Genomic DNA, 23,871 nt, shown 5'->3' on the forward strand with positions numbered 1-23,871 from the left:
ACGCACCGCCCGCCATAAGGCGCGGACGGATTGCCTGCCGACGCCGCCCAACAAGGAGAGAGCGACGCCGACAGGCAAGCGTAAACAACGCGATAGTCCAACGGGATTGCAAGCCCATGCCACCCGTTGTCGGTGGCGATCCATGATGTGCACGGAAGTGCCGCTGCACCAATCAGATAATTTTCAAATTCAAAATTATTGCAATCTGCATGCACGCGTTGCGTGGTCATGCGGAGTGAGGCGATTGCGTCAGAGTTCGCACGGATTCCCTGTAGAGCCGAGCCTATGCTCGGCTCACCGCGCGAAGCGCGGCGTTCTTCGTGATCTGACCGGAGAGTAGCCAAGCGTGGGCTCGGCTCTACAGAAAGCGCATCGTGCACAGTGGAACAGCGCCGGATTGCTCCGGCGCCGTTCTTGTTTCATTACCAGCTGTACGCCACAGACAGGTTGGCAGTTGCTTCGCGGTACCCACTGTCACCACGCATCACCCCAAACCCACCCCAGGCACTGAAGCCGGAACGGAATTCCACGCGCGCCCCGGCACTCAGCTCATAGCGGTTACGCGGAATGCCAGCCTTCAGCACTTCATCGTCGAATGCGATGCCATTACCGGCGCCATCGCGGTACCAGTTGGCCGCCAGATACGGGCTGACCGATGCGCCCGCGGCCGAGCGCGATTCACCCTGCAGGCGCAGGCCAGCACGGCCGGACAGGCCGTTGTTGCCTGCTGCACGCACCACCGTGCCGTTGGTTTCGGTATGCACGTCGGTCTTCGCATCGGTGTAGACGAGCTGCAGTTCCGGCTGCAGGCTCAGCGCGGTGTTGCCGATCTGGCCGATGCCGAAGCGGTAACCGGCTTCCACGGACGACTGCCAGATATCCGAGTCGTAACGTTCTTCGGTCAGGCCCTCGCCCTGCACGCGGTTGCGGAACTGGCCGCGCTGCACGCTGGCATCCACGTACATCGCATCGTTGGCCCAGCTGCCGTACACGCCCAGTGCACCACCTTCCACCTTGCCGCGTGCACTGAAACCGGTCACGTCCGAACGCGAAGTGGCGCTGCTACGTGCCGCAGTGCCCATCACGCCGACGCGGCCGCGACCGTCATCGAACACGCCGATGTCCGCACCCAGCTGCAGGCGCGTGCGGTCCACGCGCAGGTCGAGCTGGTCATCCACCGCGCCCAGCTTGCTCTGGGTAGCGTCAACACGGGCCCAGCCACGGATGCCCTCCGCCGCCGCGGCGCCGCCCTGGCGATCGCGGTAGCTGTGGCGCAGCATCTGGTCCAGCGCGAACTGGTTGGCCAGATAGGCGCCGGTCTCCGGGCGCAGGATCGGGATGGGGGTGATCGGGTCGATGGGATCAATCGGATCAATGATCGGCTTGCACTGCGGCAGCGACGGGTCAGCCAGGCACGGGTCCGGCGTGGTTGCCAGCTCCGAGCGCAGGTACCAGTTGCCGTTGGCATCCTTCACCAGGAAGTACTCGTACTGACCGCCCACAGCGCGGCCGACCAGATCGAACTGCGCGTTGGAGGCGCCGCCGATGTCGATCAGCTCGATGCCGCGTTCGGTCTTGGCACCAGCACCGCCGGCATTGAGCACGCGCACGTTGGCCTGGCCGTTGGCATCACCAGCAATCACCAGCTTGTCGGTCAGCGAGGTGTCGTCACCCAGCTGGGTGTTGAACAGCAGGGTGCCGCCGTTGCCAGTGAACTCGTCCAGGCTGAGCGTGTTGAAGCTGCTGCCATTGCCCAGCGCCACGGTACCGCCCGCGCCCAAGGTGAGGTGGCCGACGTTGCTGTCGCCGGTCATCAGCCAGGCGCTGTCGGTATCGATGGTGGCGCTGGTGACGTTGATGAAGCGGCCGTCGATCTGGGCTTTGTTGCGCAGGATTACGTCCAGCGTGCCATTGGTGACCGTGGTCGGGTCGAAGGTCACGTTGCCGGCCAGCCGGGAATCATCAACAGTGAAGTTGACGTCGGTGCGCGCAGCGAGAGGGCCGAATTCACTCTTGACCAGCAGCACGTTGCCATCAGCGCCCGACAGCTTTGCGTTGTTGCGAATCGTGATGTTGTAGTCGTTGTCTTCCAGCGGCATGACCTGGATGGCCGCACTGCGCTGGGACACCAACGTGGAGTCATCAACGTTGAGCGTCACCGCACCCGCCGGATTGAGCTCGCCCCACAGCATCGCGCCCACGTTGGCACCGGTCACATGCGATCCGTTGAGGATGTCCATCGTGCCGAACTGCAGGCGAACGCCCAGGCCGCTGTTGTAGGGCTGGGTTGCCGACGGGTGGTCCTCCACCAGAATCTGCATGGCATCGAGCACTGCATGTGGGTTCCGAGTCCCCGCGCTGACGAACCCGCTCGCAAGATCGACGCCGACGGGTCGGCCGCCGAAGGCGGTCATGTCGGCTGCGGTCACGATGATGGAGCCGCCGGTGAGACGGGCCACGGTATTGCCGCCGGTCAGGTGGATGCCGCTGCCGCGGAAATGGGTGCCAACTGCGGTCAGGGTGGCATCACCTACCAGCGTGACGGAAGTATTGCTGGACGGGCCCGTTGTCACCGTACCGCCTTGCAGCGTGATGGTAGAACTGTCTTCGGCGTAGATCGAGTTCATCGCCGCATCGCGACCGACCAGCGTCGAGCCATTCTTCAGTGTCCAGGACTCCACCGGATCACCCGCGACGACCTCGGCGGACTGGCCATCGAGATCGCCCGCCAATGCGACGCCAGTGGAGAGCGTGGAAAGCGCCAGCAGCAGGCTGCGGGCCAACGGGCACAGCGACAGGGGACGGGCAGGATGAAGGTGCATGGTCTTGTCCTTTGCAGGGAGAAGCGAGCGGGACACTGCATGACAACCGGAAACCCCTGTTCAGCGGGGTGACGTATAAGCCTGCAACTCGTGAAGAGAACGTGAGGCAGATGGTTGTTTGCGAATGCGCGTGTCTGGAATGGCCGCGAGTGTCCTCTCGCCGCAGGAGTGTTCCCATGCAATTAGTTGCAAAGCGCGCTTGGCGGGCTAATCCGCTATGGGAGCCGTTAAGGCGCGGATATGGGGCCTTGCGATCTGCGACATTCGGACGCAGCCGTGATTGCAACGGATTCGATAGTGGGGCGTTGGTCGTGCCGCGAGCATGTCGGCCACTTCCCGGAGACCTCGAATGCGCACTGCTTCCCCGCACCACCATCCCCTCGTGATCGCCCTGGCGGGTGCGCTGTTCGTCTCTCCTGCCGTCCAGGCTCAGCAGGTGGTGGCTGATGGCACCCATGAGAATCCCGCTGGCGGCAGCTATTCCACCACCGGTGTCGACGCGCATGCGTTCCATGTCCTCAATGGCGGCCGCATCACTGCCAACGATGCGGTCGTGCTGGCCACCGAGGGAAATGGGGCCGCTGGCATCCGCGTGGAAGGCGCAGGCAGCAGCCTGTACGTTGCCGATGCCACCATCACCACCCGTGGCGACAATGCAGCAGGTGTGTCCATTTCCGGCGCTGACGGTGCGATCCAGGTCGCCAGGGTCAGCATCGAGACACAGGGTTCAGCCAGTCACGGCATGAACGTTGTGGGTTCCGGTGCCAGCGTTGGCCACGCAGACATTCTCACCCGTGGCAATGGCGCCCACGGCGTGATGGTCAGCGGCGGCGGTGTTCTGGAGTTGGGCGGCGGTGCGATCACCGTGGAAGGAAGCAATGCCAACGCGGTGATGGTCAGTGGTGCGGGCAGTACGGCACGGATCGCAGGGAGCACCCTGGTCAGCCGCGGCGCGGGGAACTACGTCGCCCTGGCCAACTCGGGCGCCGCCCTGCACCTGCAGGACACACAGGTTGTCCATGAGGGTGCAGGTCTTGGCGTCGCCATCCACGCAGGCAGTACCGGCGAGCTGCGCAATGTGCACATCACGGTGCAGGGCTTGGGGACCGGTCTGGCAGGTGGCGGCGACGTCGCCTTGCTTGGAGGTTCCGTTACCGCAGTTGCAGCAGGGAGCACGGCCGTCGAAGCCCACGGTGGGAGCATGCGACTGGAATCGGTGGATGTTCGCGGTGACTATGGCATCAGCGCGATTGGTGGTGCGCGGCTGGAGCTGACGGGCAGTCGTGTGCATGCGGCGAACGGGGCGCTGCGGCTCTCAGGGCTGGGGACTACCGCCCATGTCGAGGGATCCGAACTGCTGGGTGATGGAGGGGCGGCCACGATTGCAGTTTACGACTCGGCAACGTTGGAACTCCTGCGCAGTGTGGTCCGTAGCGAAGGTGACAATCGGGTTGGCATCGACAATCGCGGCGGTGCGGTGACGCTGGAAGGCGCGGAGGTCCACACCACGGGTGCGTCAGGCCACGCGCTGTACGCGGAAGTCAGTGGCGCGGTACGCCCGCGCATCGATTCCCGTGGCACGTTGCTGAGCACCACCGGCGACAACGCGATAGGGGCTGTTGCGCGAAAGGGCGGCAGCATCGATCTTGTGGACAGCACCGTGCTGACCACCGGTGAGGGCGCGCATGGTGTGCTCTCCGGTGGTGTGGGCGAAATGACGCTGGCCAACACCCACGTGCGTACCGAGGGTGAGGGTGCCTGGGCGGCGGTGATCAACGACAACGGCCGCATGAATATCGATGGCGGCTCGCTGGTAAGTGCGCAGCACGGTGGCATCTGGTTGCGCAGCAGCCGCGACCCTGCGCTGACGTTGAGCAATGGCGTGGTGGTGTCCGGTGGCAACGGCATCGGCCTGGCACTGGATGCTGCCGTGGCCGGCCGCTTCGACGTGGCGCTGGAAGGGGGCTCGCAGTTGCACGGCGATATCGTCATCACCCCCGAGGATGAAGATGCCGGGCTGGTGCCGCAGTCCGAGGTGCACGTACGCCTGGCGGATGGCGCGCTGTGGCAGGGGTCTTCCGATCTGGTGCAGACGCTCGCGCTTGAAAGCGGCAGCCAGTGGACGTTGACCGGCGATGCCACGGTGGATGATCTGCAGGTGCGCGACAGTACGCTGGCACTGTCCGACGGCAGCGGCCGCTTCAACACGCTTACCGTGGACGGCGACCTGCACAGCGAAGGCGCCACGTTCCTGCTCCAGGGCGCGCTGGCCGGCGATGATTCGGCCATCGACCGCCTGCACGTGCGTGGTGATACCTCTGGTGATGCCTTGATTGCGGTGAGGAACATCGGCGGTGTGGGGGCGCCCACCGTGGATGGCATCCAGCTGATCGAAGTGGACGGCGCATCGCTGGCCAGCTATGCGCTGACCGGGCGTGCCGTGGGTGGTTCGTACGAGTACTTCCTGTTCCAGGGCGGCGTGGCAGATCCCACCGATGGCCATTGGTACCTGCGCTCGCAGTGGTTCGATGTCTGCGAGGACGACCCGGGTGCGCCGGGGTGCGTGGTGAACCCGGGCCCGGGTCCGGACCCGATTGAAGGTGGCGAGGGCGAGGACGGTGGCGGCATCGTGGATCCGATCCGGCCGCCGCCGGTACTGCGCCCGGAAGCCGGTGCCTATCTGGCGAACCAGTCGGCCGCGGTGAACATGTTCGCGCATCGTATGCATGATCGCACCGGCACCCTCACGGGTGAGCGCACTGCCTGGGCACGCGTGGGTCGTAGCAATGCGGACTTCACTGCGGTGGGGGGGCAGCTGTCGGTGGATGGCAACACCTCGGTGCTGCAGATCGGCAGTGATCTGCTGCGTCGTGGCAACGCCGCGTTCGGTGTGATGCTGGGCAACGGGCGCGCTGACAGCAGTGTGCTATCCGAGCTGACCGGCTACAGCGCCAAGGGGCGTGTGCGTGGCACTGCGTTGGGCGTGTACGGCACCTGGCTGCAGGATGCAGAAGGAACCGGCGGTGCCTACGTGGACGCAGCCATGCAGTTTGGCCGCTTCGACAACCGTGTGCAGGGTATCGGCCTGGAGCCGGAGCACTATGATGCGCGTGTGGCCACTGCGTCACTGGAGATGGGCCATACCTTCAATGTGCGGCAGGGTGCTGGCAGTTCGTTCTACGTGCAGCCGCAGCTGCAGCTGACGTATGCGGACTACCGTGCGGATCGCCACGTGGAGAGCAATGGCACGGTTGTCGACCATGCGGATGCAGGTGGCCTGAGCGGGCGCCTGGGCGTGCGCGTGTTCGGCCATGGCATTGCGGGTGGCAACACCGTGCAGCCGTACCTGGGTGTGAACTGGCTGCGCGGCAGCGGTACCAGCACGTTGCAGTTCAACGATGACACGCTGGGCGCGGATGTGCCGCGCAATCGTTATGAAGTGCAGGCCGGTGCCGAGTTGAAGCTGGGCCAGCGCTGGGGCGCATGGGGCGGCCTGAGTGTACAGCGCGGTGACCATGGCTACCGCAACGTGGGTGGCCAGGTGGGCGTGCGCATGGCCTGGTAAGCGGGCGTGCCGGGGTCGGAGCCCATTGCTTGGCAATGGGATCCGACCCCAACCCTTCCGGCACGCGGACCTCTGTAGAGCTGAGCCCATGCTCGGCTCACCGCGCGAAGCGCGGGTGCATCGTGATCTGAACGAAGAGCAGCCGAGCGTGGGCTCGGCTCTACAGCTGCACGCCTTGGTAGCGCCGGTTCATGCCCGGCCAGCATCACACCGGCGGCAGCACCTTGCCCGGGTTGAGAATTCCATCCGGGTCCAGTGCGGTCTTGATCGCGCGCATCGTCGCCAGCGTGGCCGGGCTGAACGCCTGTGCCATGAAATCGCGCTTGGCCAATCCAATGCCGTGTTCTCCCGACAACGTGCCGCCCAGCGACAGCGTCAGTTCGAAGATCTTCGGCAGCGCGGCATGCGCGCGTGTGTTCTCGTCGGCGTCGTCCGGGTGGTAGAGAATGTTGACGTGCAGGTTGCCGTTGCCGGCGTGACCGAAAGTGACGATGGTCAGCGTGTACTCGCGTGCCAATGCCTGCACGCCGGCCACCAGTTCCGGAATGCGCGACACCGGCACCACCACGTCTTCATTGATCTTGCCGGGCGCGACGGTACGCAGTGCGGGCGACAAGGCCTTTCGTGCGGCCCACAGCTGGTCGCGTGCACGGCCTTCCATCGCCACGTCCAGCTCGATCATGCCGTCGCCTTCGGCGGCGCTGGCCAGTGCCTGCAGCAGGTAGGGCAGGGTGTCGTGGTCACCATCGGCTTCGACCAGCAGCATCGCGCCTGCCTCGGGTACGTCAGCACCATTGAGGCGCAACAGCTCCAGGCTGCGTGAATCCATGAATTCCAGGCGCGTGGGCACCACCGGCTGCGACATCAGGCGAGATACCGCTGCCGCCGCCGCGTCGGCGTCGCGGTACAGCACGCGTAGACCGGCCTGGCTGACCGGCAGCGGGGTCAGCTTGAGGGTGGCCTCCACGATCAGCGCCAACGTGCCTTCGCTGCCCACCAGCAGGTGGGTGAGGTCGTAGCCGGTGGAATCCTTGGTGTAGGCACCCCCGCAGCGGATCACCTCGCCGGTGCCGGTGACAGCCACCAGGCCCAACACGTTGTCGCGGCTGGTGCCGTACTTCACCGCGCGTGGGCCACCGGCGTTGCAGGCCAGGTTGCCACCCACGCTGCAGATCTCCGCGCTGGAAGGATCGGGCGCCCAGAACAGGCCGTGCGGTGCCAGGGCTTGCTGAAGCGTTCCATTGAGCACGCCCGGCTGCACCACGGCGCAGCGATCACCGGCACGGATCTCCACGATGCGGTCCATGCGGGTGAACGACAGCACGATGCTGCCCGGCAACGGCACGGCAGCGCCGGTGGTGCCGGTGCCCGCGCCGCGCGCGACCAGCGCCACGCCATGCGCACGGCAGGCGCGCACCAGTGCCTGCACCTGTTCGACGCTGGCGGGCAGCGCGACGGCAGCGGGGCGCTGGTGGCGCCACGAGTTGTCCTGCGCGTTCGCCTCCAGCGCGTTGTCATCCATGCGCCAGCCCTCCGCTCCCAGCAGGGCAGACAGTTCGGCAATCAATGCGGTGGGCAGGGCAGTACTCATGACAGATCTCTTGGGGCAGCAGGAGCGGGTTGGATCAGTTTCCAGGCAACAACGGCGCCGGCCAGCGGCAGCCAGACCCAGCGCAGTTCAGAGAGCAGGGTGGCGATACCGCGCGCGCTGAAGAACTGCGGCGCAAACGGTGAAACGCGGATCGGCCGCCACGGGGCGAAGAAGCGCTGTTCGCTCCACGGCCAGGCGAGGGCAACGCCGAGGCCACCGGAGGTCATTGCGTCGAGCAGGGGATGGCTGGCGGCGCAGATGAAGACGAACACCGCCGCCTGTACGGTGGACGCCAACGTTGACCCTCGCTGGGTAGGTGCCAACCTTGGTTGGCACGAAACCGCCGACCCAGGTCGGCGACTACCGGAGCTGTGTGGTGCCGACCAAGGTCGGCCGCTACCAAAGAACGCTGCCAACACCGCCAACCCCCCGGCAAACAACAACGAATGACTGGCACCGCGATGGCCGAACGCATCGGCATAGGGAATGTGCAGGGCAAAGGCCAGCACGTCGGCATCGGGCAGCATCGCGGCAACCACACCGGCAGCCAGCAGCCGTGCCGGAATGCGGCCACGATCCGCGGCGCACCACAGCGCCAAAGGCACAGCGGCATGAGTGATGATCGAAGGCATCAGTCACGCACCATGGTCGTGCCGGCCAGGCTGCGCGCTGGTAGGTGCCAACCTTGGTTGGCACAGAAGCGCCGACCAAGGTCGGTCTCTACCAGTGCGGACGGTACACATCAGCAATCATCCAGCCGGAACGCATCGCGCAGCCAGTTCAACTGCGGCGGTTCACCCGTGGCTTCCACCACATCGAAACGGCAGGGCGCATCGGCAAGCGCGGGATGGTCCTGCAGGTACAACAACGCGGCATGCGCCAGGCGTCGACACTTGCGCACATCCACTGAGGCCGCACCGCCACCGAAATCGGATCGCGCGCGGTAACGCACTTCCACGAACACCACGGTGCCGGCGTCGTCCATCACCAGGTCCAGTTCACCGCCGCGATAACGCACGTTGCGCGCACGCGGCTGCAGTCCGGCCTGTTGCAGATGCTGCTCGGCGGCGGCTTCCACCGCCGAGCCCCGTTGGCTGCGCTCAGCGACCACCGACGATCGGCATCGGCCGGCCGCCATTGAAGGTGGACCAGGCCGGCTGGCGCAGGATGTTGCCGTTGCTGTCCAGGAACAGGGTGCCGGTGGCGCCGTCCAGGCCGCCTTCGTTGGACAGCTTGTCCAGGTAGGCGGTGATCTTCCAGGCATCGGCGCCGAAGGCGAACAGGCGGCCGGCGGCACCGCGTGCGCTGGGCAGGGTGCTGGCGACCTGGCTGGCTGAGGGCAGGCCGGACACGCTGCGCACGTTCCAGGCTTCGTTCGGGTAGACGATGCCGTCCAGCGCCACGTCTTCTTCCACCTTGCCGCTGCCGACGGTCAGCTGCGAGGTGCCCACGCGGGTGGCGCCACCGGCACCGGCCAGCGCCAGCTGCGGCGCCAGCAGGCGGGCCTGCGGCGCGCGCACGGCGAGGAACACGGCATCGACCTGGCCGGCATTGCGCACCTGCGCGCCGACATCGCCAACCGCGTCGCTGACGCCGACGGTGGCCACCACCTGGCCGCCACGCTGGGCGAAGCGCTGGGCGAAGGCAGCGGCGGCACGGCGGCCAGTGTCGTCGGCGCTGTTGATCACCAACGCCTTGCCGCGCTCGCGGCCACGCAGGTATTCGGCGGCGACGATGCCGTCGTCTTCCGGCGCCAGCGAGAAGCCGGCGCTGCCGGCCGGCGGCGCGTCCTTGCCACGGTTCAGGGCCAGCACCGGCACCTGCAGCTGCTGGCGGCCATAGACCGCATCCACTTCGTCGCGGCCCAGCGGGCCGACCACGAAGTCGGCGCCGGAGGCGACGGCCTTGTCATAGGCGGCCAGCGCACCGGCCGGGGTACCGGCGGTGTCGATGAAGTTGATGTCCGGGCGGCGGCGGGTCTCGCCGTAGTACGCGGCCAGCAGGCCATCACGCACCGGCTGCGCGGCGGTGGCCAGGCGGCCGCTGAGCGGCAGCAGCACGGCCAGCTTGGCCGGCGGACGGTAGCCGTCGCTCATGGCCGGCGGGCGCTTGCTGGTATCGAACTGGGCGGCGCCATCGCGGTCGAACGGGCGCGGCAGCGGCAGGCCACGCGCGATCAGTGCACGGCCGGCGAAGTTGTACAGCGGGTCGTTGGCCGGCAGCGCGGCGGCACGGCTGCGCAGGGTGGCGTCGTCAAGCGTACCGAGCAGACCGGCGATGGCGGCCTGGTTCTCGCTGCGTGCGCTGCCGGTCAGGCTGGCGTGGGCGCGGGCGCGCTCGGTGGCGGCACCGAAGGCATCGCCGGTGCCCTGCAGCGCGTTGGCGCGGGCTACGTGCCAGCGCGTGCGCAGCGCGGGGAAGACGTTGTCGCCCTGTTCCTTCAGCAGGGCCAGGGCCTGCGCCGGCTGCTTGTCGGCCAGTGCCAGCTCGGCGCCGGTCAGCTGGTAGCGCTGCAGGCTGGCGCCGGACAGCTGGCGGGCGGTGAGCTGGCCGAGCAGGCTGCGTGCGCGGGCACTGTCGCCGGCCAGGTGCCAGGCCCAGGCGGCATCGGCCAGGGCGTTGCTGCGGGCGCCACCTTTCAGGGTTGCGGCCAGCGCTTCCAGCTGCAGGGCGGCGTCGCGCGGTTTGCCTTGTTCGATCAGCGCCAGCGCCTGGCTCTGGGCCGGCGATTCGGGCGCGCTGGTCAGGCTGGTGGTGGCACAGCCGGCCAGCAGCATCAGCGACAGCGACAGGGCGGAGATCCGTGCGGCGGGCTTGTTCATGATCGGGTCCATGCGATGAGGGCAGCGGCCTTGGCCGGGTACACGCTACGATTCTACCCTTGCCCCGTGAGTACCGCTGAAATGAGTGTCCCAACCCTGTACGTCGTCGCCACCCCGATCGGCAACCTGGCCGATCTGAGCCCGCGCGCGCAGGAGGTGCTGCGTTCGGTGGCGGCCATCTGTGCCGAGGACACCCGCCGCAGCGGCCAGCTGCTGTCCCATTTCGGCATCCAGCAGCCGCTGGTGGCCCTGCATGAACACAATGAAGAGGCCCTGGCGCAGCGCTTGGTGTCGCGCCTGCAGGCCGGTGAGTCGCTGGCGCTGGTCAGCGATGCCGGCACCCCGCTGGTCAGTGACCCCGGTTTCCGCTTGGTGCGTGCCGCGCGCGCGGCCGGCATCAAGGTCAGCCCGATCCCGGGGGCCTGTGCCGCCATCGCCGCGCTGAGCGTGGCCGGCCTGCCCAGCGACCGCTTCAGCTTCGAAGGTTTCCTGCCGGCCAAGGCCAGCGGCCGCCGCGACCGGCTGCAGGCGCTGGCGGGTGAAGTGCGCACGATGGTGTTCTACGAATCCTCGCATCGCATCGCCGAGTCGCTGGCCGACATGGCCGCGATCTTCGGCGGCGAGCGCCCGGCGGTGCTGGCGCGCGAGCTGACCAAGCTGTTCGAGACCGTGCTCGATGGCGATCTGGCGGGGCTGCTGGCCAAAGTGGAAGCCGACGAGAACCAGCGCAAGGGCGAGTTCGTGGTGATGGTGCAGGGTGCCGGCGACGATGAGGAAGCGCAGTTGGCGCATGGCCGCCGTGTCTACGCCAAGCTGAGCGAGCATCTGCCGCCGTCGACCGCGGCGAAGCTGGCGGCCGAGCTGACCGGCGCGCCGCGCAAGGCGTTGTACGGGAGTTGATGGATCGTGCGGACCAAGGTCCGCACCCATCAGAGCGGAGATGGCAATAGATCCACGCCATGCGTGGATGGATGAACCGGATGCCGCGATCAGCACGGCAGGAAGGACGTGCGTAGGCTAGAATGTGCGCTGGCGGAGCCGGCCAGACAGTCGCGTCATCCCTTCGGGGGTGCCGAGGAAAGTCCGGGCTCCATAGGGCAAGGTGCCAGGTAACGCCTGGGCGGCGCAAGCCGACGGAAAGTGCAACAGAAAGATACCGCCTACGTCTTCTTCGGAAGGCCGGTAAGGGTGAAATGGTGCGGTAAGAGCGCACCGCGAGTCTGGCAACAGACCGGCACGGCAAACCCCACCTGGAGCAAGACCAAATAGGGATCCTTTGGCGCGGCCCGCGTTGGATCCGGGTAGGTTGCTTGAGCGTTGCGGTGACGTAACGCCTAGAGGAATGACTGTCCACGACAGAACCCGGCTTATCGGCCGGCTCCGCCTCTTTCTTACGGTAAGCCGGGCATGGCTCGGCTCTACAGTGGAGCCGAGCCATGCTCGGCTGCTCTCCGCCCAGATGCTTGGGATGTTGTTCAACCCGGCGTGCGGTACTGCCCGGCGGAAATGAACTGCTCGAACCGTTCGCACCACACCACTACGGTGGTGTAATCGTCCACGTTGACGCTTTCAGGCACGTCCACCAGGAAACGGTTGAAGGTCTTCACCTCGCCGATGCGCTGGGCCTGTGCCTTGATCTTCAGGAAATCGGCCTTGTTGTCGACGAAGTCGCGCACGAGGTAGACCTTGTAGTCCGGCCCCGGGCCCATCTTGCCGTCGAACGCGACCTGGCGCGGGCTGACGCTGACCTTGCCGTCGGCCCAGTGCACGGCGTCGCTGCCCTTGAGGTCGCGACGGAAAGTGGTGTGGTAACGGGCGTCGCCCATCGCCGCCTGTACCTGCGCGACCGGCGGGTCGTCGGGGGCGATCAGGATCGGCAGCAGGTAGATGCCAAGGCCGAAGCCCAGGCCGAGGGCGAGCAGGTGGGTGACGACAAGTACGAGAACGCGGCGCATCGATGACTCCCTGTGGATCGGTGAGGCGCGCGGCAGAACCGCGCCGGGTCATCGTGTGGCGTGCGTGCAGACATTTATAGACACAGAAAACAGGTACAGGGTCAGAAATCGACCTGGCTCTGGCCGAGGGCGACACCCTGCGGGCCGAAGCGACGCTCGTGGATCTGCCCGTGCCCTTCGGCATCGATCAGCAGGACCGTGCTGGCGCGGGTGCCATAGTCGTCGCCGCGGATGAAGGCCGGGCTCAGCCAGCGCTCGCGTTCCAATCCGATGCCGGTGTCGGGCAGGTCGCTGTCGGCGGGGCGATGTTCGTCCGCCAGGGCGGCCCAGAGCGGGGTCAGGTCCTCATCGCCGGCCTCGAACCAGGCTTCAAGCGCAGCCATCAGCCGCCGGGTCTTCGGCCAGGGCGCGTCCAGCGCGCCGTTGGACATGCCATGCACGCCCGGGCCCAGGCGCTGGCGCTCGGCAGGGTGGTTGCCCAGGAACTCCAGGCTGTGGCCGTCGGCCAGCAGCAGGTTGAATGGGGCGTAGGCGCCGGCCACCGTTGCCAGTCGGTCGATATGCACGGCGGCCGGGTCGCGGCCGCGCAGGAAGTCGGCCACCAGCGCGCCCCGAGAAGGACCGGTCTGGGCGGCCAGCGGATCGCGGACATTGGTGACCACCGCCATGCGGCCGCCGGCACCGACGCCGGCCCAGCCACCGCCGGAGCGCAGGTCGCGCCCCCCGATGACGGAGGTCTCATCTTGCCAGGGGGCCAGCGCCGCCGTCGGGCGGGCGTGGAACTCATCACGGTTGCCGGTCATCACCAGCCGCCAGCGCGGGTGGTGCATCCAGCCAAGAGCGAGCAGGCACATGGCCTCATTGTGCACGGTTTGCGCAGTCTGGCGCCGCTTCCTGCCCGTCCCGGATGAATGCGCGGGCGATGTTTCACGCTCTGTCCACAGCCCTGAACTTCCGTTCAATCTCAAAAATTGAGACGGATCAGCAACTTGTGGATAAGCCTTGAACAATTCTCTAAAGGTTGTTGCAAGCCATTGATGCGGCTGGCGATTTCCCCGCTGAAAAGTTGTTGACAACCCTTCGGCCGCTGCTAAGGTGGGCATCAGAGGGAAATCCGGGTGTTTTGTGGGTTTTCGTGGTTCAATGTTTCACCGGGCGAAGGATAGGTGCACGCGTCGTGTTCCAGGGCGAGACGGCCATCACAGTTGACGATAAAGGGCGCATGGCGGTTCCCACCGCTTACCGCGACCTCGTCGCGCGCGCCAGCAACAACCGTCTCGTGCTGACCTACAACCCGTTCGAAGCCGGCTGCCTGTGGCTGTATGCAGAGTCGGAATGGGAGCGGGTCCGCGACGACGTCATGTCCAAGCCCAACACCCAGCGCGTCGTGCGCCTGTTGCAGCAGAAGCTGGTCGGCTCGGCCGCCCATCTGGAGCTGGACGGCAACGGTCGCATCAGCATCCCCGCCAGCCACCGCGGTGCGGTGGGCATTGAGAAGAAGGCGGTATTGCTCGGTATGGGCGACAAGTTCGAATTGTGGAGCGAGCAGGCGCATCGGGCCCTGATCCAGCAGACGTTGTCTGACGAGGATCTGGGTGATGGGTTGCTCGACCTGAAGTTGTGAGCCGGGGTGCCCGGATGCGCCCAGAAGCGCAGGCCGGTCACCTTCCGGTGTCGCAGTCGCCGGCGGTGCACCTGCCGGTCCTGTACACCCAGGTCATCGAAGGCCTGAGGGTGATCGAAAACGGACGTTATCTGGATGGCACGTTCGGTCGTGGCGGTCATGCACGTGGCGTGCTCACCCAGCTTGGTCCCGAGGGGCGCCTGCTGGTCATGGACAAGGATCCGGAAGCCATCGCCGTTGCCGAGCGCGATTTCGCGCCGGACCCGCGCGTGTCCATCTTCCGTGGCAGCTTCGCCCAGCTGCTGCAGTGGGATGCGACGGCCGAGGGCCTGGACGGCGTGCTGTTCGACCTGGGTGTGTCGTCGCCGCAGCTGGACGTGGCCGAGCGGGGTTTCAGCTTCGGCAAGGACGGCCCGCTGGACATGCGCATGGATCCGGACAGCGGCGAAAGCGCCGCGCAGTGGATCAACCGCGTGGAAGACCGCGAGATTGCCGACGTGCTGTGGACCTACGGCGAAGAGCGGCAGAGCCGCCGCATCGCCCGTGCCATTGTGGCCCGCCGCGAGAAGCAGCCGTTCACCCGCACCGCCGAACTGGCCGAGCTGATTGCCTCGGTGATGCCGCGGGGCAAGGACAAGATCCACCCAGCCACGCGCAGCTTCCAGGCCATCCGCATCCACATCAACCGCGAGCTGGCCGATCTGGAAGCCGGGCTCGATGCGGCGGTGGAACGGCTCAAGCCCGGTGGCCGCCTGGCGGTGATCAGCTTCCATTCGCTGGAAGACCGCATCGTCAAGCAGTACATGAACCGCCTGGCCAAGGCGCCGCCGGCCAATCGCCGCCTGCCCGAGGCGGTCGCGTTCGTGCCGACGCTGGACCTGATCGGCGGTGCCATCAAGGCCACCGACGAAGAGCTGGCCGCCAACCCGCGCGCCCGCAGCGCCGTGCTGCGCGTGGCGCAGAAGCGGGAGGCCGATGCATGAGCCGGCTGCTGCTGATCATCCTGCTGGCTTCCACCGTGGCCTCGGCGATCGGCGTCGTGTTCGTGCGTCACCGTCACCGGCAGACGTTCATCGAGTTGTCGCGCGCCGAGCGCAAGCGCGATGACATCAATCTGGAATTCGGCCGCCTGCAGCTGGAGCAGGCGACCCTGGCCGAAGCCAACCGTGTCGATCGCATCGCCCGCGAGAAGCTCGGCATGAAGTTCCCCGAGGCCGCCGACATCGTGGTGGTGCGGCCATGAGCAAGACCGGCCGCAACCGCCCGCGCAACGCCTTCAACCTGCGCCAGCGCCTGCGCTGGGTCGCGCTGGCGCTCGGCCTGTGCTCGGTGTCGCTGGTCGGTCGTGCCGCCTACGTGCAGATCATCAATAGCGACTTCTACCAGCGCCAGGGCGAGGCCCGTTACCTGCGCGAGCTGCCGATCAAGACCTCGCGCGGCATGATCACCGACCGCAACGGCGAGCCGCTGGCGGTATCCACCCCGGTCGCCTCGATCTGGGTCAACCCGCAGGACCTGCTGCGCTCGCCCGAGCGCATTCCGGAGCTGGCCCAGGCGGTCGGCATGTCGGTGGACGAGCTGAGCAGCCGCCTGTCGCAGAAGTCGGACAAGGAATTCATGTACCTGCGCCGCCGGATCAATCCGGACGAGGCAGAAAAGGTGGTCGCGCTGAAGATTCCGGGCGTGGCCGCGCAGCGCGAGTTCCGCCGCTTCTACCCGCAGGGCGAAGCGATGGCGCACGTGCTGGGCTTCACCAACATTGACGACCGCGGCCAGGAAGGCCTGGAGCTGGCCTTCGACGAATGGCTGCGCGGCAAGGCCGGTGCGAAGCGGGTCATCCGCAACCGCAAGGGCGAAACCGTCGAGAGCGATCTGCTGCGCGCTGCTGAACCGGGCAAGGACCTGACCCTCAGCATCGATCGCCGCATCCAGTACCTGGCGTTCAAGGAACTGCGCAACGCGCTGGTGGCCAACAAGGCGGCCGGCGGTTCGATGGTGATCATGGACGTGACCACCGGCGAGATCCTGGCCATGGTCAACCTGCCGACCTACAACCCGAATTCGCTGACCGGCGCGCTGCCCGATGCGCGCCGCAACCGTGCGGTGACCGATCTGGTCGAGCCGGGTTCGACGATGAAGCCGCTGACCATCGCCACCGCGCTGCAGGCCGGTGCGGTGACCAAGGACACCATCATCGATACCAACCCGGGTTACATGCAGGTGGCCCGCTTCACCATCCGCGACGTGCCGCGCAACAACGGCGTGTTGAACGTGACCGGTGTGATCACCCGCAGTTCCAATATCGGCGCGGCCAAGGTTGCGGCGAAGATGCCGGACCAGGTGTTCTATGACGGCGTGCGCCGCTTCGGCTATGGCTCGGTGCCGCACAGCGGCTTCCCGGGTGAATCCGGTGGCGTGGTGCGACGCCCGGCCAATTGGGACGGTGCCACCAAGACCACCATGTCATACGGCTACGGCCTGAACGTGACGCCGCTGCAGATCGCCACCGCCTATTCGGCGCTGGCCAATGGCGGCAAGCTGATCGCGCCGACCTTCGTCAAAGGCCAGCGCAACGAAGCGCATCAGATCATCGATGAGAGCGTCGCCAGGCAGGTGGTGGCGATGATGGAAACGGTGGTTACCCAGGGCGGCGCCAAGCAGGCGGCGGTGCTGGGCTACCGCGTGGCCGGCAAGACCGGTACCGCGCGCAAGACCGGCCCGGGTGGTTACGAGCGTGGCCATTACAACGCGTTGTTTGCCGGCGTGGTGCCGGCCACCAACCCGCGCTTCGCCACCGTCATCGTCATCAACGACCCGCAGGCCGGCAAGTTCTACGGTGGCCTGGTGTCGGCGCCGGTCTACCACAACGTGATGGAAGGCACTCTGCGCCTGATGGACGTGCCGCTGGACGACCTGCAGTCGTGGCTGGCCGCACAGCAGTCCGGCAAGGTCGGCCACTCGGCCTCGATCCTGCCTGCGCCGCCCGCAGAGGCTGCGCTGCCGGTGGATGCCGCCGCTGAATTCGACGCTGCGCTGCCCAGCGCGCAAGCCCAGACGCCGCCCGCTACGGGAGGCACGCAATGAGTCCTTCGATGTTGCTTTCGCAGTTGCTTCCGGACGTGGCCCTGGCGGGCCATGATCCCGTTCTGACCGGCCTGGTGCTGGACAGCCGCGCCGTGCGCCCCGGCAATGCCTTCGTCGCCATCGCCGGTTTCGGCGCGCATGGCCTGGGCTTTGTCGAGCAGGCCCGCGCGGCGGGCGCTGGCGCCATCCTGTTCGAGCCGCCGGCCCCTGCCGAGTTGCCGGCCCCGGCCGATGCGATCGCGGTGCCGGGCCTGCGTGCGCGCATGGGGGCGATGGCCGACCAGTTCCATGGCGCACCGTCGCGGGCGATGGCGATGGTGGGCGTGACCGGCACCAACGGCAAGACCTCCACCGTGCAGCTGCTGGCCCAGGCCTGGCACCTGCTCGGCACGCCCAGTGGCAGTATCGGCACGCTGGGCGCCGGACTTTATGGTGCGGTTGAACCGACCGGTTTCACTACGCCGCTGGTGCTGCAGATGCATGCGCTGCTGGCGCAGCTGCGCGACGCCGGTGCGCGCGCGGTGGCGATGGAAGTCAGCTCGCACGCGCTGGACCAGGGCCGCGTCGATGCCGTGCATTACGACGTGGCGGTGTTCACCAACCTTACCCGCGATCATCTGGATTACCACGGCGACATGGCCAGCTACGGCGCGGCCAAGGCGCGGCTGTTCCATCGTCCGGGCCTGAAGGCTGCGGTGATCAATCTTGACGACGCCTTCGGCCGCCAGCTGTTTGCCGGCCTGCCGGCGGGCGTGCAGCCGATCGGACTGAGCTCGCGTGGTGCCAGCGATGCCAGCGTGCGCGCTGAAGCGCTACAGCTGGATGGCCGAGGCATTGCGTTCGAACTGGTCATCGACGGCCAACGTGCCGCGGTGCAGTCGCCGCTGCTGGGCCGGTTCAACGTGGACAACCTGCTGGCCGTGGCCGGAACCCTGCATGCACAGGGCCAGCCGCTGCCACGCATCGCTGAAGTGCTGTCGGCGCTGCAGCCGATCCGCGGCCGCATGAACCGCCTCGGCGGCGAAGACGGCCTGCCGACCGTGGTGGTCGATTACGCACATACCCCGGACGCGCTGGAACAGGCATTGGACAGCCTGCACGGCCACCTGCACGGCGCGCTGTTCTGCGTTTTTGGCTGCGGTGGCGAGCGCGATACCGGCAAGCGTCCTCAGATGGCCGCGATCGCCGAGCGCCTGGCCAACCAGGTCATCGTCACCGACGACAACCCGCGTGGCGAGGATGGCGACGTGATCGTGGCCGACATCCTGGCGGGCTTCCAGAATGCCGATGCCGTGACCGTGCAGCGCAGCCGCGCGCGTGCGATCGGCCTGGCGGTGAAGCGCGCCGGTGCCGGCGACATCATCCTGATTGCCGGCAAGGGCCACGAGCCATACCAGGAAGTAAATGGCGTACGCCATGACTTCGACGACACCGAAGTGGCCGCCGCTGCGTTGGCTGCCAAGGCCGGTGTTCTGAGCTCGCAGGCCGGGGAGGGCATCGCATGAAGCGCACCCTGCTTTCGCTGATCGCACACTGGGCCGGCGGCGAGATCCACGGCGACGACGTGGCCATCGATGCGGTCAGCCATGACACCCGCAGCCTCGGTCCGGGCAGCCTGTATGTGGCGCTGCGCGGCGAGCGTTTTGACGGCCATGATTTCGCCGCCGACGCACAGGCGCGCGGTGCCAGTGCGCTGCTGGTCGAGCGCCTGCTGCCGATCGAGCTGCCGCAGGTGCTGGTGGCCGACAGTGAACTGGCGCTGGCGAAGATCGCCACCGGCATGCAGCGTGACCGCGGCACCGAGGTGTTCGCGATCACCGGCAGCAACGGCAAGACCAGCGTGAAGAGCCTGCTGCTGTCGATCCTGCAGCAGGTGGCACAGCACGCGCACAAGGTGGTCTACGCCAACCCGGGCAACCGCAACAACGAGATCGGCCTGCCGCTGGCGGTGATCGATGCGCCGGAAGATGCCGACTACGCCGTCTACGAGATGGGCGCTGGCAAGCCGGGTGACATCGCCTACCTGACCGATATCGCCCGCCCGCGCTATGCGCTGGTCAACAACATCGCCCCGGCCCATCTGGAACGCATGGGCAGCCTGCTCGGCGTGGCAGTGACCAAGGGCGCGATCTATGCCGCATTGCCGGCCGATGGTGTGGCGGTGATCAACGCCGACGATGCCTACGGCCGCTGGTTCGAACAGCATTTCGTCGGCACTCCGCCGCGCTGCCGCGTGCTGCGCTATGGCCTGGAACATACCGCCGACGTGACCGCGCGCGACATCCGCGCCGGTGCGCAGGGCAGCCAGTTCACCCTGGTTTCGCCGGCCGGTGAAGCCCGCGTGGTGCTCGGCCTGCCGGGGCGCCACAACGTCAGCAATGCACTGGCCGCGGCCAGCCTGGCGCTGGCCGCCGGTGTCGATCTCGCGCTGATTGCCGCCGGCCTGGCCGAGGCACAGCCGGTGCCGGGTCGGCAGATCGCCCATCAGCTGCGCAACGGCGCGGTGCTGGTGGATGACAGCTACAACGCCAATCCCGGCTCCTTGGCTGCGGCCATCGATGCCCTGGCCGCAGCCCCGGAAGAGGGCTGGCTGGTGCTGGGCGACATGCGCGAGCTGGGGCCGGACGCTGAAGCACTGCACGCGCAGGCGGGGCTCCGCGCGCGCGCTGCTGGCCTCAAGCGCCTGTATGCGCTGGGCCCGCTCAGCGCCGCTGCCGCCACCGCCTTCGGCGAAGGCGGCCGTCATTTCGCCACCCATGACGCGCTGTCGCAGGCGCTGAAGGACGAGCTGCACGCCGGCGTGCGCTGCCTGGTCAAGGGTTCCCGTGGCAGCGCCATGGACACGATTGTCAAAGCGCTGCTGGCGCAAGGAGAGGAATCCCCGCATGTTGTATGAACTGGCTCGATGGTTGCAGCAGTTGGAGAGCCTGTTCGGGCTGTTCAACTACCAGACGTTCCGCGCCATCCTTGCCGCGCTGACGGCCCTGTTCCTGTCGCTGTGGCTCGGCCCGGCGATGATCCGCAAGCTTGCCCAGTTCAAGGGCGGCCAGCCGATCCGCAAGGACGGTCCGCAGACCCATTTCTCCAAGGCCGGCACACCGACCATGGGCGGTTCGCTGATCCTGCTCACCATCACCCTGTCGGTGCTGATGTGGGCTGACCTGCGCAACCGCTACGTGTGGCTGGTGCTGGCGGTGATGCTGTGCTTCGGCGCCATCGGCTGGTATGACGACTGGATCAAGATCGTCCGCCGCGACCCGAACGGCCTGAAGTCGCGCTGGAAGTACCTGCTGCAGTCGATCTTCGGCCTGGCCGCGGGCCTGTTCCTGTTCTACACGGCCGACGTGCCGGCGGCGCTGACCTTCTACATCCCGATGTTCAAGTCGATCGCGCTGCCGCTGGCCGGCATCGGCTTCGTGGCCATCGCCTACTTCTGGATCGTCGGTTTCTCCAACGCGGTGAACCTGACCGACGGCCTGGACGGCCTGGCGATCATGCCGACCGTGCTGGTGGCCTGCGCGCTGGGTGTGTTCGCCTACGCCTCGGGCAACGTGGTGTTCGCCAACTACCTGCAGATCCCGCAGATCCCGGGCGCCGGCGAGCTGGTCATCATCTGCGCGGCCATCGCCGGTGCGGGCCTCGGCTTCCTGTGGTTCAACACCTATCCGGCCATGGTGTTCATGGGCGACATCGGTGCACTGGCGCTGGGTGCGGTGCTGGGCACGATCGCGGTGATCACCCGCCAGGAACTGGTGCTGGTGATCATGGGCGGCGTGTTCGTCATCGAAACGCTGTCGGTGATGATCCAGGTCGCCTCGTTCAAGCTGACCGGCAAGCGCGTGTTCCGCATGGCGCCGATCCATCACCACTTCGAACTGAAGGGCTGGCCGGAGCCGCGCGTGATCGTGCGCTTCTGGATCATCTCCGTCGTGCTCGTGCTGATCGGCCTGGCCACGTTGAAGGTGCGCTGAGATGAACGACCTGTCCCGCCAGGCAACACGCCTTGAAGCCATCGAAGGCAGCTACGACAAGTGGCTGCTGGGCGCGATCATCGCGCTCACGGGCATTGGCGTGGTGATGGTGGCGTCCAGTTCGATCGCGCTGATGAGCAGCCCGTTCTACTACCTCAACCGCCACCTGATCTTCCTGGCGGTGGGCATCGTGCTGGCGGTCGTGGCCGCCCGCACTGAACTGAAGTCCATCGAGCAGTACAACCAGATGCTGCTGCTGGGCTGCTTCGTGCTGCTGCTGGCGGTGTTCGCACCGGGCCTGGGCAGCACGGTCAACGGCGCACGCCGCTGGATCAACCTGGGCATCTCCAAGTTCCAGACGGTGGAAGCGGTGAAGGTGCTCTACATCGTCTGGCTGTCCAGCTATCTGGTGCGCTTCCGCGACGAGGTCAACGCGACCTGGCCCGCGATGCTCAAGCCGTTGGGCGTGGCCGGTGCGCTGGTGCTGTTGCTGCTGCTGCAGCCGGACTTCGGTTCGTCCACCCTGCTGCTGGCGATCACCGCCGGCATGCTGGTGCTGGGCGGGGTGAACATGCCGCGCATGTCGATGCCGGTGATCATCGGCCTGGTCGGCATGAGCGCGCTGGCGATCATCGAGCCGTACCGCATGCGCCGCATCACCTCCTTCCTGGACCCGTGGGCCGACCAGCAGGGCGACGGCTACCAGCTGTCCAACGCGCTGATGGCGGTGGGCCGTGGCGAGTGGACCGGCGTCGGCCTGGGCAACTCGGTGCAGAAGCTGTACTACCTGCCTGAAGCGCACACCGACTTCATCTTCTCGGTCACCGCCGAGGAATTCGGCTTCCTGGGCACCTGCGTGATCGTGGCGCTGTATGCGCTGCTGGTCGGCCGCACCTTCTGGCTGGGCATGCGCTGCGTGGAAATGAAGCGCCACTTCTCCGGCTATATCGCGTTCGGCATCGGCCTGTGGATCAGCATGCAGACCTTCGTCTCGATCGGCGTGAACCTGGGCATCCTGCCGACCAAGGGCCTGACCCTGCCGCTGATCTCCTCCGGCGGTTCGTCGGTGCTGATGACCTGCGTGGCGATGGGCCTGCTGCTGCGCGTGTCCTATGAGCTCAAGCGCGCCGAGCGCCGCCAGGCCGTGCGCATCGGCGGCGCCGAAGACGCCGCTGCCGAGCCGATGGACGGGCCCGCCGCGCCGGTGGCCGCCAGCGTGCCGATGAGCGCCGAGCCGGTGGCTGCCGCTGCGCCGAACGCTGCGCGTGGCACCAGCCGCCTGCAGTCGCGCATCGAACCGACCTTCGGGAGGCTGTCATGAGCAGTGCTTCCAACGCCCGCCCGGTGATGATCCTGGCCGGTGGCACCGGCGGTCACATCTTCCCCGGCCTGGCCGTGGCCCGCGTGCTGCGCCAGCGCGGCGTGCCGGTCACCTGGATGGGCGCCGATGGTGCGATGGAAACGCGCCTGGTGCCGCAGCACGACATTCCGATCGACACGCTGGCCATCACCGGCCTGCGCGGCAAGGGCAAGCTGGCCCTGCTGGGCGCGCCGTGGCGGCTGATGCGCGCGCTGCGCGCGGCCGGCATGATCATCCGCAAGCGCCAGCCGCGTGCGGTGGTCGCCTTCGGCGGCTTCGCCTCCGGCCCTGGCGGCATGGCCACGCGCCTGCATGGCCTGCCGCTGCTGGTGCACGAACAGAATCGCGCGCCCGGCATGACCAACCGCATCCTGTCGCGCTATGCGCGCCGGTTGCTGACCGGCTTCCCCGGTACCTTCGCCGCGCGCGAGGAGTTCGTCGGCAACCCGGTGCGTGCGGAGATCGCCGCCATCGCACCGCCGGAACAGCGCTTCGCCGACCGTCACGGCCCGCTGCGTGTGCTGGTGGTCGGTGGCAGCCAGGGCGCGCGTGCGCTCAACACCGGCGTGCCGCAGGCGATTGCTGCGCTGGGCACGAGCGTGCCGGTGCAGGTGCGCCACCAGAGCGGCGAGAAGCTGCATGCCGAAGCGGTCGAGGCGTATGCCAAGGCCGGCGTGCAGGCTGAAATCACCCCGTTCATCGCGAACATGGCCGAAGCCTTCGCCTGGGCCGATCTGGTCGTGTGCCGTGCCGGCGCGTCGACGCTGGCCGAGCTGTGCGCGGTCGGTGTCGGCAGCGTACTGGTGCCATTCCCTGCCGCCGTCGACGATCACCAGACCCGCAATGCGGAGTACCTGGTCGAGCGCGGCGCGGCGGTGTTGCTGAAGCAGGACGGAACGCTGGCCGACGGCATTGCCGCACTGCTGCGCGATCTGTCCGAAAATCCCGCCCGCCGCATGCAGATGGCGCAAGCCGCGCGTGCCCTGGCCAAGGTCGATGCCGCCGAGCGCATCGCCGATATCATTCTTGAGGAAGCTGTATGAAGAAGGCATGCCACCGCGCCTGCCCTGCGCGAGG

The 23,871-nt window shown here is 67.2% G+C and carries 18 protein-coding genes and 1 other RNA gene; 12 read left to right on the forward strand and 7 right to left on the reverse strand.

The genetic code is table 11. The features are described 5' to 3' along the window. Nucleotides 1-422: 422 nt before the first annotated feature. Entirely contained in the window at nt 423-2,822 is a 2,400-nt protein-coding gene (locus tag N5D20_RS00285; RefSeq protein WP_279914640.1) for an autotransporter outer membrane beta-barrel domain-containing protein, read from the reverse strand. Between the two features lie 349 nt (nt 2,823-3,171). Here N5D20_RS00285 and N5D20_RS00290 point away from each other — a divergent pair, with 349 nt between their 5' ends. Then, nucleotides 3,172-6,387, forward strand: a complete 3,216-nt coding sequence (locus N5D20_RS00290) for an autotransporter outer membrane beta-barrel domain-containing protein (RefSeq protein ID WP_279914642.1) — start codon at nt 3,172-3,174, stop codon at nt 6,385-6,387. A gap of 205 nt (nt 6,388-6,592) precedes the next feature. Here the strand turns inward: N5D20_RS00290 and N5D20_RS00295 are convergent, their stop codons facing one another. The 4 genes from N5D20_RS00295 to N5D20_RS00310 form a co-directional block, all read right to left on the reverse strand. Continuing rightward, nucleotides 6,593-7,978, reverse strand: a complete 1,386-nt coding sequence (locus N5D20_RS00295) for an FAD-linked oxidase C-terminal domain-containing protein (protein ID WP_279914643.1) — start codon at nt 7,976-7,978, stop codon at nt 6,593-6,595. Continuing rightward, the gene (locus tag N5D20_RS00300; RefSeq protein ID WP_279914644.1) at nt 7,975-8,610 is read right to left on the reverse strand and encodes a metal-dependent hydrolase; all 636 of its coding nucleotides are present in this window, start codon (nt 8,608-8,610) and stop codon (nt 7,975-7,977) included. The genes N5D20_RS00295 and N5D20_RS00300 overlap by 4 nt, the downstream gene beginning before the upstream one ends. 110 nt (nt 8,611-8,720) lie before the next feature. Continuing rightward, on the reverse strand, nt 8,721-9,089 hold the full coding sequence (locus N5D20_RS00305; RefSeq protein ID WP_029379788.1) for a YraN family protein: 369 nt from the start codon (nt 9,087-9,089) through the stop codon (nt 8,721-8,723). After that, on the reverse strand, nt 9,079-10,800 hold the full coding sequence (locus N5D20_RS00310) for a penicillin-binding protein activator (RefSeq protein WP_019661062.1): 1,722 nt from the start codon (nt 10,798-10,800) through the stop codon (nt 9,079-9,081). The genes N5D20_RS00305 and N5D20_RS00310 overlap by 11 nt, the downstream gene beginning before the upstream one ends. Nucleotides 10,801-10,881: 81 nt before the next feature. Between N5D20_RS00310 and rsmI the strand changes: the two genes are divergently transcribed. Further along, entirely contained in the window at nt 10,882-11,700 is an 819-nt protein-coding gene (gene rsmI / locus N5D20_RS00315) for a 16S rRNA (cytidine(1402)-2'-O)-methyltransferase (protein WP_005412235.1), read from the forward strand. A gap of 134 nt (nt 11,701-11,834) precedes the next feature. Continuing rightward, an RNA gene (rnpB, locus tag N5D20_RS00320) (RNase P RNA component class A) lies at nt 11,835-12,186 on the forward strand. Nucleotides 12,187-12,275: 89 nt separating this feature from the next. Here rnpB and N5D20_RS00325 read toward each other — a convergent pair. Further along, entirely contained in the window at nt 12,276-12,755 is a 480-nt protein-coding gene (locus tag N5D20_RS00325; protein WP_010481944.1) for a DM13 domain-containing protein, read from the reverse strand. 101 nt (nt 12,756-12,856) lie between these two features. Then, nucleotides 12,857-13,609 carry an NRDE family protein gene (locus N5D20_RS00330; protein ID WP_043397934.1) on the reverse strand — a complete coding sequence of 251 codons (753 nt, stop codon included), beginning with the start codon at nt 13,607-13,609 and terminating at the stop codon, nt 12,857-12,859. 323 nt (nt 13,610-13,932) lie between these two features. Between N5D20_RS00330 and mraZ the strand changes: the two genes are divergently transcribed. The 9 genes from mraZ to murG are packed head-to-tail and all read left to right on the forward strand — an operon-like array spanning nt 13,933 to nt 23,837. Continuing rightward, nucleotides 13,933-14,379 (forward strand): division/cell wall cluster transcriptional repressor MraZ, encoded by a 447-nt coding sequence (gene mraZ / locus N5D20_RS00335; RefSeq protein WP_004143635.1) that lies wholly within the window; start codon nt 13,933-13,935, stop codon nt 14,377-14,379. A 14-nt stretch (nt 14,380-14,393) separates the two neighbouring features. After that, nucleotides 14,394-15,362 carry a 16S rRNA (cytosine(1402)-N(4))-methyltransferase RsmH gene (gene rsmH, locus N5D20_RS00340; RefSeq protein ID WP_010481940.1) on the forward strand — a complete coding sequence of 323 codons (969 nt, stop codon included), beginning with the start codon at nt 14,394-14,396 and terminating at the stop codon, nt 15,360-15,362. Beyond that, nucleotides 15,359-15,622 (forward strand): cell division protein FtsL, encoded by a 264-nt coding sequence (gene ftsL, locus N5D20_RS00345; protein ID WP_005412242.1) that lies wholly within the window; start codon nt 15,359-15,361, stop codon nt 15,620-15,622. Before rsmH ends, ftsL begins: the two co-directional genes overlap by 4 nt. Further along, nucleotides 15,619-17,463 (forward strand): penicillin-binding protein 2, encoded by a 1,845-nt coding sequence (locus tag N5D20_RS00350; protein WP_049399810.1) that lies wholly within the window; start codon nt 15,619-15,621, stop codon nt 17,461-17,463. The genes ftsL and N5D20_RS00350 overlap by 4 nt, the downstream gene beginning before the upstream one ends. Further along, complete coding sequence (locus N5D20_RS00355) at nt 17,460-18,968, forward strand: UDP-N-acetylmuramoyl-L-alanyl-D-glutamate--2,6-diaminopimelate ligase (RefSeq protein ID WP_029379787.1); 1,509 nt, start codon at nt 17,460-17,462, stop codon at nt 18,966-18,968. Before N5D20_RS00350 ends, N5D20_RS00355 begins: the two co-directional genes overlap by 4 nt. Beyond that, a complete protein-coding gene (gene murF / locus N5D20_RS00360; RefSeq protein WP_049411259.1) occupies nt 18,965-20,359 on the forward strand; it encodes a UDP-N-acetylmuramoyl-tripeptide--D-alanyl-D-alanine ligase in 1,395 nt (464 codons plus the stop codon). The genes N5D20_RS00355 and murF overlap by 4 nt, the downstream gene beginning before the upstream one ends. Next, on the forward strand, nt 20,349-21,434 hold the full coding sequence (gene mraY / locus N5D20_RS00365) for a phospho-N-acetylmuramoyl-pentapeptide-transferase (protein ID WP_010481929.1): 1,086 nt from the start codon (nt 20,349-20,351) through the stop codon (nt 21,432-21,434). The genes murF and mraY overlap by 11 nt, the downstream gene beginning before the upstream one ends. A 1-nt stretch (nt 21,435) precedes the next feature. Further along, a complete protein-coding gene (ftsW, locus tag N5D20_RS00370; protein ID WP_049411261.1) occupies nt 21,436-22,755 on the forward strand; it encodes a putative lipid II flippase FtsW in 1,320 nt (439 codons plus the stop codon). Then, nucleotides 22,752-23,837, forward strand: a complete 1,086-nt coding sequence (gene murG, locus N5D20_RS00375; protein ID WP_279914645.1) for an undecaprenyldiphospho-muramoylpentapeptide beta-N-acetylglucosaminyltransferase — start codon at nt 22,752-22,754, stop codon at nt 23,835-23,837. Before ftsW ends, murG begins: the two co-directional genes overlap by 4 nt. Nucleotides 23,838-23,871 lie beyond the last annotated feature (34 nt).

Origin of the sequence: Stenotrophomonas sp. GD03877 (assembly GCF_029840555.1) — a bacterium.
GTDB lineage: Bacteria > Pseudomonadota > Gammaproteobacteria > Xanthomonadales > Xanthomonadaceae > Stenotrophomonas > Stenotrophomonas geniculata.

Excerpts from the sequence above, each read along its gene's own strand:
- N5D20_RS00285 (WP_279914640.1), bottom strand. The coding sequence starts at position 2,822 with ATGCACCTTCATCCTGCCCGTCCCCTGTCGCTGTGCCCGTTGGCCCGC.
- N5D20_RS00290 (WP_279914642.1), top strand. The coding sequence starts at position 3,172 with ATGCGCACTGCTTCCCCGCACCACCATCCCCTCGTGATCGCCCTGGCG.
- N5D20_RS00295 (WP_279914643.1), bottom strand. The coding sequence starts at position 7,978 with ATGAGTACTGCCCTGCCCACCGCATTGATTGCCGAACTGTCTGCCCTG.
- N5D20_RS00300 (WP_279914644.1), bottom strand. The coding sequence starts at position 8,610 with ATGCCTTCGATCATCACTCATGCCGCTGTGCCTTTGGCGCTGTGGTGC.
- N5D20_RS00310 (WP_019661062.1), bottom strand. The coding sequence starts at position 10,800 with ATGAACAAGCCCGCCGCACGGATCTCCGCCCTGTCGCTGTCGCTGATG.
- rsmI (WP_005412235.1), top strand. The coding sequence starts at position 10,882 with ATGAGTGTCCCAACCCTGTACGTCGTCGCCACCCCGATCGGCAACCTG.
- N5D20_RS00325 (WP_010481944.1), bottom strand. The coding sequence starts at position 12,755 with ATGCGCCGCGTTCTCGTACTTGTCGTCACCCACCTGCTCGCCCTCGGC.
- N5D20_RS00330 (WP_043397934.1), bottom strand. The coding sequence starts at position 13,609 with ATGTGCCTGCTCGCTCTTGGCTGGATGCACCACCCGCGCTGGCGGCTG.
- rsmH (WP_010481940.1), top strand. The coding sequence starts at position 14,394 with ATGCGCCCAGAAGCGCAGGCCGGTCACCTTCCGGTGTCGCAGTCGCCG.
- ftsL (WP_005412242.1), top strand. The coding sequence starts at position 15,359 with ATGAGCCGGCTGCTGCTGATCATCCTGCTGGCTTCCACCGTGGCCTCG.
- N5D20_RS00350 (WP_049399810.1), top strand. The coding sequence starts at position 15,619 with ATGAGCAAGACCGGCCGCAACCGCCCGCGCAACGCCTTCAACCTGCGC.
- N5D20_RS00355 (WP_029379787.1), top strand. The coding sequence starts at position 17,460 with ATGAGTCCTTCGATGTTGCTTTCGCAGTTGCTTCCGGACGTGGCCCTG.
- murF (WP_049411259.1), top strand. The coding sequence starts at position 18,965 with ATGAAGCGCACCCTGCTTTCGCTGATCGCACACTGGGCCGGCGGCGAG.
- mraY (WP_010481929.1), top strand. The coding sequence starts at position 20,349 with ATGTTGTATGAACTGGCTCGATGGTTGCAGCAGTTGGAGAGCCTGTTC.
- ftsW (WP_049411261.1), top strand. The coding sequence starts at position 21,436 with ATGAACGACCTGTCCCGCCAGGCAACACGCCTTGAAGCCATCGAAGGC.
- murG (WP_279914645.1), top strand. The coding sequence starts at position 22,752 with ATGAGCAGTGCTTCCAACGCCCGCCCGGTGATGATCCTGGCCGGTGGC.